This is a genomic window from Streptococcus sp. 3167 (assembly GCF_013277175.1).
Taxonomy (GTDB): Bacteria; Bacillota; Bacilli; order Lactobacillales; family Streptococcaceae; genus Streptococcus; species Streptococcus pseudopneumoniae.
Map to the genome: position 1 here is coordinate 1 of NZ_VMML01000081.1, position 8310 is coordinate 8310.

The 8310-nt window shown below is 35.8% G+C and carries 9 protein-coding genes and 2 pseudogenes; 7 read left to right on the top strand and 4 right to left on the bottom strand.

The genetic code is table 11. The features are described 5' to 3' along the window. On the bottom strand, positions 1 to 434 hold a 434-nt coding region (locus HT678_RS10185; RefSeq protein ID WP_172924963.1), incomplete at its 3' end, for a helix-turn-helix domain-containing protein. A gap of 206 nt (positions 435 to 640) precedes the next feature. Here HT678_RS10185 and HT678_RS10190 point away from each other — a divergent pair. The 6 genes and pseudogenes from HT678_RS10190 to HT678_RS10215 all read left to right on the top strand — a co-directional run bounded on the left by HT678_RS10190 (position 641) and on the right by HT678_RS10215 (position 3060). Continuing rightward, the gene (locus HT678_RS10190) at positions 641 to 835 is read left to right on the top strand and encodes a helix-turn-helix transcriptional regulator (protein ID WP_001082471.1); all 195 of its coding nucleotides are present in this window, start codon (positions 641 to 643) and stop codon (positions 833 to 835) included. 15 nt (positions 836 to 850) lie between these two features. Further along, a pseudogene (locus tag HT678_RS10195) lies at positions 851 to 1392 on the top strand (DUF3278 domain-containing protein). A 10-nt stretch (positions 1393 to 1402) separates the two neighbouring features. Next, positions 1403 to 1645, top strand: coding sequence for a hypothetical protein (locus HT678_RS10200; RefSeq protein ID WP_000712156.1), 243 nt, complete (start codon positions 1403 to 1405; stop codon positions 1643 to 1645). A 10-nt stretch (positions 1646 to 1655) separates the two neighbouring features. Continuing rightward, positions 1656 to 1982, top strand: coding sequence for a hypothetical protein (locus tag HT678_RS10205; RefSeq protein WP_000839388.1), 327 nt, complete (start codon positions 1656 to 1658; stop codon positions 1980 to 1982). Between the two features lie 26 nt (positions 1983 to 2008). After that, the gene (locus tag HT678_RS10210; protein ID WP_023941505.1) at positions 2009 to 2587 is read left to right on the top strand and encodes a DUF3278 domain-containing protein; all 579 of its coding nucleotides are present in this window, start codon (positions 2009 to 2011) and stop codon (positions 2585 to 2587) included. Next, positions 2584 to 3060 (top strand): glutathione peroxidase, encoded by a 477-nt coding sequence (locus tag HT678_RS10215; protein WP_023941504.1) that lies wholly within the window; start codon positions 2584 to 2586, stop codon positions 3058 to 3060. The genes HT678_RS10210 and HT678_RS10215 overlap by 4 nt, the downstream gene beginning before the upstream one ends. A 221-nt stretch (positions 3061 to 3281) precedes the next feature. Here HT678_RS10215 and HT678_RS10220 read toward each other — a convergent pair whose 3' ends face one another. After that, positions 3282 to 5495, bottom strand: a complete 2214-nt coding sequence (locus HT678_RS10220; RefSeq protein WP_172924966.1) for a TIM-barrel domain-containing protein — start codon at positions 5493 to 5495, stop codon at positions 3282 to 3284. A gap of 400 nt (positions 5496 to 5895) precedes the next feature. Further along, entirely contained in the window at positions 5896 to 6072 is a 177-nt protein-coding gene (locus HT678_RS10225) for a hypothetical protein (protein ID WP_000050748.1), read from the bottom strand. A 404-nt stretch (positions 6073 to 6476) separates the two neighbouring features. Here HT678_RS10225 and HT678_RS10230 point away from each other — a divergent pair, with 404 nt between their 5' ends. Next, positions 6477 to 7685: an ATP-binding protein gene (locus HT678_RS10230; RefSeq protein WP_050208523.1), complete on the top strand. Its 1209-nt coding sequence runs from the start codon at positions 6477 to 6479 to the stop codon at positions 7683 to 7685. A gap of 462 nt (positions 7686 to 8147) precedes the next feature. Here the strand turns inward: HT678_RS10230 and HT678_RS10235 are convergent. After that, positions 8148 to 8310: pseudogene (locus HT678_RS10235) on the bottom strand (XRE family transcriptional regulator); the annotation flags it as partial.

Here is an 8310-nt window from a genome sequence, read left to right on the forward strand (position 1 = left end):
TTTGAAAATGATTGAGTATCATAATGCCCATTCTCCAAGCGAAGATTTATAGCTTCAGGCCGCTGTTCGATGGATTGACCAGCAGGTTTAAAGTTGGTGCTAGCCTGTTTCTTATCAAGCGAAAATTTTTGGTTATGATAGTGGAGAATCTTTTCCTTTAGTTCCTTGGTCAAGCTTGATTTCTTGACCGAGCGCTTGCGATTATTTTCATAAGACTGTTGAGCATAGTCGGCAGAATAAACCTCTTTAAAGCGCCCTTTTCCAAGACATTGTCGGACTGTCCCACGCTTGATTTCAGTATGGATAGTTTGAGGAGCTTTTCCAAGTAAAGAGGCGATTTCTCTATTTGATTTCCCTTCCTTTTTCCATCGTTCGATTAAGCGACGGCTATCGATTGTCAAATGTTTGGCTTTTGTAGTATAATGGTTTTGCATCTCTGTGCCTTTCTTGTGTTTGTGATTGAACAACAAGTATAACTCAGAGGTGTTTTCTTATGCCTAGAAGAGCTTTCATTTTAATGTGATAATCGGACAAGGAGACTACTATTTCTTCAAAAATATGTCAAAAATACTTGACACTTTATATTTAAAAGAATATAATATAGTCAAATATATACGACATAAATCAGAAAGGAGACCAGATGAATCGTGTGAAAGAATTTCGCAAGGAACTGGGCATTTCCCAGCTAGAACTAGCCAAGGATATCGGTGTCTCGAGACAGACCATCAATATGATTGAAAACGACAAGTACAATCCAACCTTGGAACTCTGTCTCAATCTCGCCCGCAGCCTCCAAACTGACCTCAACAGTCTCTTTTGGGAGGATAATTTTTAAAAAAGGAGCAAACTTATGAAAAAAGAAACCTTCACGGAAAAACTGATCAAACGCATTTATGGCATTTCAGGACCACTTGATGAACACAAACGACGCGAGGCTGATCGTATTGGCAATCAAGTCTTTATCATCCTCTTTTATCTGATGACATTTGGAAATCTCATCCCCTTTGTCCTCGCTTATAAATACCCACAAATTGTCGCTATCGGCTATCCTCTTGTGGTATTCGGCATTTCGATGATTTCTGCTCTCTATGTGCTCTCCCAAACCAAAAAAACAGGGATTACAGCTATTGATCCAGATATGCTGAGCGAGAAAGAAAGCAAGCAACTACACTACCCTGGTATGAAAGCAGGTCTACTCTATGGATTAATGAGTTTTTTTCAACCCCTCTTCTCCATATACTGCTAGGTGAGAGTCAGGACTATCTTCAGTCTCTTCTCACTTTTAAAAATATTTTTTCAAGTATTCTCCAATCTTTCTTCTTCGGAGTGATTATACAAATTATCATCTCCCGTCGCATTGCAAAAGCCAAGAAAAATCAGGATAATGATTAGGAGGAAACTCATGAAAAAAGAACAGAAACAGTTACGTTATCCTGGTCTGAAAGCAGGTTCGATTTATGGAACAGTGATATTTTTTATAATTCCACTCATTGATACCCTAACAAGTGAAAATCCAAATTTTATCAGTTCTCTTCTAAATACAAAACATATTTTTAAAACTATACTGGGAGCTTTCTTTTTCGGGGTGATGATACATATTGTCGACTCACTTCGTATTGCAAGAGCTAAAAAAGACCAGGATTAGGAGGTGCCTTATGAAATCACTAGTAACTTTACTTACCTATCATCTTTTGTTCAGTTCCCTGCTCATCTTCATCATCGTTTCAGGGAACTTGCCAATCAGCGAGATATTCCTCGGGCTAGTCTTTATTCCAGCACTTAACAAAGGGCTAACTTATCTAAAGATTGACTCCCAAAAAACACGCATACTCAACTTAGCACTGTACTTTATGATTCTATCTTTACCACAACTGATGCTCATCTCAAGCGGTTGGAAATATTATTTACTGCTGACTATCGCTAGCCTTTCTTCTATCACTTATCTTTATTATCTCTATCAATTCGTAAAAGAAAGTCAGTAAAACCACTCATCTAGGAGATTACTAACATGAAAAAAGAAGACTTCACCACTCGCCTACTTCGAAATCTCTTTCATATCCAAGGCCCTTTTGATGAATGCCGGCAAGAGATTATCTACAAAGCCTGTGCCCGTTCCATGGTCCAAATCGTTTATTCTTCCTTCTTCCTCTTCTTGTTTTATCTGTTATTTGGACGCTTCATAGAAGCCGTTCGCTATGCCATGCCCTACGTTTACTCTGGACTCATTTTTTTCATTACTTTAAAAACTCAAAGAGTCGTCAAAGAACTCCAGCTGGAAAAAGATGACAAGTCAGAAATTGTCCTCAAAACCTACAGCAAAGGCCAAATCAAATTCCGAAGCTGGATTGTGTTTATCGGCCTTCAGATTGGCCTCTTTACCCTACTCATCTTTCATAAAGTCTTCGTTCAGCAGATGTCCTTTTCAGATTTTGGGAAGTTGCTCGTGCAATTCGATAAAAGTGTTCCTTTCCTAATGTATGGCCTGATTATCGGTAGCATTTTTGGAACCCTGACCTACGGCTTTCTATCCCTACAGGAGGAGAAAACTCCTAAAAATACCAAACAGAAGGAGAAAAGCAAGCAATGACTTCACTATACGATTTTTCAGTCTTGAACCAAGACAATCAAGAAACTCCACTAGATGCCTATCGTGGGAAAGTTCTCTTGGTTGTCAACACTGCTACTGGATGTGGTTTAACGCCCCAGTACCAGGGACTTCAAGAACTCTATGACCGCTATCAAGAACAAGGTTTTGAAATCTTAGACTTCCCTTGTAATCAGTTTATGGGACAAGCACCCGGCAGCTCAGAGGAAATCAACAGCTTCTGTAGCCTAAACTATCAAACCACCTTCCCACGTTTTGCCAAGATTAAGGTCAACGGCAAGGAGACAGACCCTCTCTATGTTTGGTTAACAGACCAAAAATCTGGCCCACTAGGAAAACGAATCGAATGGAATTTCGCTAAGTTTCTCATCGGCCGTGATGGGCAGGTCTTTGAGCGCTTTTCTTCAAAAACAGACCCCAAACAAATTGAAGAGGCGATACAAAAATTACTATAATTCACAATCTCACTATGATTAGGTTTCTTTTAGCCTGATGAATAGTGAGATTTTTTGATTGGCTTTGACTTAAATAGAAAAACACCCCATGATATGAAACATGAAGTGTTGTAAAGTCTATGTTGTAGGTGCTTATTTCACATTTTCAATGTGACCAATGATGACAAATTCCATACCGAAGCTTCATATACACTAAACAAATGACTTTCTAATTATTTCAATTAGTTTTGGCTAGTAAATATCATTTCCAACAAACGCCCTCTCAATTCCTCGTCCTGACGATGCAAGATATTCATTAAGTCATGAGAATTTTTGGCATTGATGAATTGATTTAACAATCTATCTTTTAATTCATATGGAAGAGAAGCCGTCTTTAGTAGTCTAAAAACTTCATCATTTAGGGGTGTCCTTTTATTATCTTTCCATTCAAATCTAGCTGTATCATTCTTATTTGGCAATTCAATGATAGACACATTAGTTCCTTTAAAATGAATTCTATGTTTTCTATTGTTTGGAACGATACTAGAATCTCCTTGTAATGCTAACTCTACCATTCCCATTTCCCAATCGATTGATAATCTTGTTTTATATCTTTGACCATTTTGATCTTCAAGCATTTCAAAAGAATGTTGTTTGCCTGGGAATACATACCAATCTACAACTTCAGGTAAATCAACACCCATACCTATCTCAGAACCAACCAAGGGAATGATTGCACCACTTTTTGCAAACACAGGCGTAGTCGAGATGTCCCTATAAACACTTAACTTCACACCACCTGTGTATTTTTTCTCTGAAAAGAAGTCATACCATTCACCTTCAGGGAACCATACATCTACTTTTGCAGATTGGAATGTCAAATCCATCTTTTCTACAATGGGAGCCACCATCGGTTCTGTTCCAAAAAAGTATTGGTTTGGAACATTATAGCTCTCATCATTCTCTGGATAGAAATAATACATTGGACTGATTAATGGGGCACCTTCCTCATGTGTCTTTACATTCATGGTATATAGATAAGGAATCATCTGATGTCTCAAACGAAGGTATTTCTTCATAATCTTAGATGTTGTTTCTGAAAAAAACCAAGGTTCTTTACTATTAAAAGGACTTCTAGAACTATGTAATCGAGTAATCGGACTAAAAACACCAAACTGTAGCCATCTAGTTTGTAGCTCTTCGTCATAATCCCCCAACATATGTCCACCGATATCATGACTCCACCAACTATAACCGATATTAGATGCTGTCGCTGTAAAATAAGGTTGAAATCTTAAGGAATTCCAACTAATAATGGTATCTCCTGAAAAACCAACAGGGTAGCGGTGACTACCAGGACCTGCATACCTTGATAAAATCAAGCCACCTTCTGCATTTTTACAACTATCCTGATAGTGATAATGGTTTAAAAGCCACAGTGGATCCAACATGCCTTGTGTCCCTTGTTGCCAGTCAATCCACCAAAAATCTACTCCCTGCTTTTCTAGCTCATAATGAACATCTTTAAAGTAGGCTTCTCTAAAAGAGGGATTAAAAAAATCAAAAATAGCAGGTTCCTCTAGTTCTACATTTAACCCCAATCGTTTTGCGACTTGAGGATAAGCTTCTTCATAAGCCCGTATACCATCAGCAGGATGGACATTTAAAGAGAGTTTTAACTTTCTATCATGAAGTTGTTGCAATAACTGTTCTGGATTTGGTATTAAGTTTTTATTCCAACTATATCCTGTCCAGCCACTTCCAAAACGTGCTGGAATTTCAGTTATATGCCAATCCATATCTAACACACCGATAGATAATGGAATTTTCTCTGTTTCAAATCTGTCTATTAAATTCAAATATTCATCTGACGTATATGGCCAATACCTACTCCACCAATTGCCTAAAGCATATCTTGGCAACAAGGGTGTTGAGCCAGTCAAATGGTAAAAGTCTCTGATTGCTCCTCTATAATCATGCCCATAGGCAAAGAAATAGAGGTCAATTTGATTGTCTCTCTCAATATAACCAGACTGTTCATCCCAAATAAATCCTTGAGAATCATCCAATAAGGCTATACCATTTCTGCTAATAATTCCATCTTCTAACGTGATTGCTCCATCTGCCTCATCCAGAGTCCGAGCTGTTCCTTTTAATGTTTCAATAGATTCACCAAAATACCAGCGACTACCATATACGGCAAAATTTCCTTTTAATTCTATAAATAGATTTTCGGCGTTAAATTCTCCCTTATTAAAGTGCAGATGAAAATAGTCCGTCATAATATCTAGTACGTTTGATGTCTCGATATAATCTAACGAAACTTGGCCAAAATCTCTATTATAGATAAGTTGTGTCGTTCTATCCTCAAAATTTCCAGTTCGAGAGTATTCTAACCTTACTAGCTTGTCTGTTAATACAGAGATTCGATAAAACTCTCCCTTAAAAATTTTCAATTTGTTTTCCTCCTTTTATGATAGCATAAAAACAGAACGCACCATTTTTGATGCGTTTTTCATTATTCTGAATGCAATGTTCTATCTGTTATATCTATGACAAATAATAGTCAATTGAAAAAATGTAGTGGACAAAATATCTTTTAACAAACCAAGAGTTTATTAAAGAGTTATCACTTTTCAACTTTTCTAAGCTTATGCAGTTGTGAAACAAACTACTTTTAAACTATTAACTAAGATAGGATTGATAAATAATTTCAAACTCTTACTAGCAATCATACGATATTCAAGCTCACATGCTTTTTTCCTTCCTGCTTATTTCTTAGAACTGAAGAACCCGGATCGGTATATAAATTATCCGGATCAACATAGTCATAAGATTCATAACAGTTGCGCTTCATTAAGTCATCCCCAGAGCAAGAGCTTCATCTCGTAATTTTTCAACATCACTAACCGTAGGTCGCCATCCTTCAATCATATTTGTACTTAAAGCATACCAAACACTCTTAAAAACGGATCTGTTTTCAAAAGCTATTCCCATGATTGTCATCTTTTCTTTATCTATATCTAAGGACATATGCTACCTCCTTTAGATACATTATACCATGTTTCTCTGTAGCTTTTAAAAATTTTATTTTGTTTGTCATATCTAAGTTTTCAGCACGCTTATCCTATTTATCCGAGAATAATTAAATATCTATCTCATAAACTAGCAGTAGTTGTTAGTAATAGACCATATACCCAACAATTTGTTCTGCCATGAGTTTTTCATTTCACTAATTTCTTAAATGCTTCTAAATGACTTGTTAACACAAATGATTCAACATCAACAAGTACAATTTCTTTTTCTATCTTGAAGATATTTAAATAGTTCCAGATATTATTTCTAAACAATTAGAAATAATCAAACAAATTAAATATTATTTCTAAATATTTGAAAATAATTACTGTTTGTATTATACTATCTTTGAGGTATCTATTATGAACTATATTAAAAGACCACATTATTTAGACTTTTTAAGAAGACATCGTGACCGCCAAATCATTAAGGTTGTGAGTGGAGTGAGGCGAGCTGGTAAATCTGTTCTCTTTCAACTCTATAAAGAGGAGTTACTAGCAGCTGGAGTAGACGAGGATCAAATCATATCCATCAATTTTGAGGATCTGAGTTATTATGACCTCCGACATTTCCAAACATTATACACTTATATAAAAGATCAATTAGTTAGCGAGAAAACATACTATATCTTTTTAGATGAAATTCAACATGTTGAAAAATTTGAACTAGTTGCAGATAGCCTATTCATCCTACCAAATGTTGACCTCTATTTGACTGGATCAAACGCCTACTTTATGAGTAGCCAATTAGCTACAAACTTGACTGGTCGGTATGTTGAGATAGAGGTTCTTCCTTTGTCATTTGAAGAATATCTATCAGGTCAATCTCTCACAGAGAATCTGAATACAACAGAAATTTTTAACAATTATCTCTTTAGTGCTTTCCCTTACTTATTGCAAACATCATCTTACGCTGAAAAAATTGACTATCTCAGAGGAATATATAACTCCATACTGTTAAATGATATTGTCACTAGATTGGGAAATCCAAATCCTACTATTATTGAGCGCATTGTCCGAACCCTACTCAGTAGTACAGGTAGCTTAATATCAACAAATAAGATTCGCAATACCCTAGTCAGCCAAAATGTTTCAATATCCCATAATACTTTGGAAAATTATTTGACAACTTTGACAGATAGTTTACTTTTTTATTCCGTTCCACGTTTTGATGTAAAAGGCAGAGCATTATTACAACGCTTAGAAAAATATTATCCCGTTGATTTAGGTTTACGACACCTCTTATTGCCAGACCACAAAGAAGACATTGGGCATATCTTGGAAAATATGGTGTATTTGGAATTGAGACGTAGATATTCACAAGTATATGTTGGTAATTTAGATAAATATGAGGTTGATTTTGTTGTTGTAACTGATCTTGGTCACTACGCTTATTATCAAGTCAGTGAAACAACACTTGCTCCTGAAACACTAGAAAGAGAACTTAGACCACTAGAAGCCATTAAAGATCAATTCCCCAAGTATCTATTAACAATGGATACGATTCAGCCAACAGCCAATTACAATGGAATTGAGAAGAAAAATATCATAGATTGGTTACTAGAAAAATAGATAAATATAAATCATACAGCTAACTAGATTTGTAACAGTCTGTTATCAATGATTCTACTCAACCCCTAACAAGATATAGTGAATTTAGAACACACTATATAGTACAGACACTTGAAAATAGAAATTGGGGATGAAAGGGGATCTATAATTTCTGGAAGTACTATCAAAAATTAATATCATAGTCTTATTAGAGAATAGCATCACCCACTTTCTCAAATAAGATTAAATTATAACTGAATTATAATGAAAAAGAGACTGAGCAATCAGTCTTTAAAACCCTAAAAAACGCATACTATCAGGTGTTGAATGAACTGCACCCGCATAGCGGGTGGTTTTTTTGTCTCGCACCTAACGGAGCGAGACGAACTAATAGTCACATAATCATAAGGCTGATAGTATTAATCTAACTATCAGCCTTACAGGCTATTTAATGTTTAAGTAACACTCCAATATCAAGATAAACTAAACAGCATCTAGTTCCTTCAAATAATTTTCTATCTTCATCAACATTAAAGGATTGTTATAAATCTTGCATAGCTCTCTTGCTTCTATATAATAATTTTTGACTTGTTCTTTGCCAAGGAATTGTGTTCCACAATTTCCAATGAGAACGAGCAGGGGAGCT